Origin of the sequence: Halococcus morrhuae DSM 1307, assembly GCF_000336695.1 — an archaeon.
In the GTDB taxonomy this organism is placed as follows: Archaea; Halobacteriota; Halobacteria; order Halobacteriales; family Halococcaceae; genus Halococcus; species Halococcus morrhuae.
Genome location: NZ_AOMC01000050.1, coordinates 1 through 302 on the forward strand (window position 1 = coordinate 1; position 302 = coordinate 302).

Annotated in this window: 1 pseudogene; it reads left to right on the plus strand. The window is 63.9% G+C overall.

Going from position 1 to position 302, the window contains the following annotated elements:
* Positions 1-232, plus strand: a pseudogene (locus C448_RS03145) (ISH3 family transposase); the annotation flags it as partial.
* Positions 233-302 lie beyond the last annotated feature (70 nt).

The following is a 302-nucleotide window of genomic DNA, read 5'->3' on the forward strand; positions in this document are numbered from 1 at the left end:
ACAGGACGCTGGCCTGCGGTTGGTGATGTTTGTGGTGAGTCTCCTGCTCCAGAACAGCTGGCGGTATCTGCACTGGCAGTACGTGGCGGCGCCCCGCCGCGGGGGGCGCCGCCTCTGGAAGTGGCCGTTCACAGAGTTCTGCGAGATGGTACTCCGAGCAGCCTGGACAGCACTTGGAGTACGTAGGTCTGTTCCAGCGAATCAGTCACTAGACGATCGGTTCTTCCGGTAGCTGCGCCCAATCAGGGCGTTGGTCGTGAGTGGCGACACTGTCGCGTCGGCGGCGATCGCCGCCGACAGCG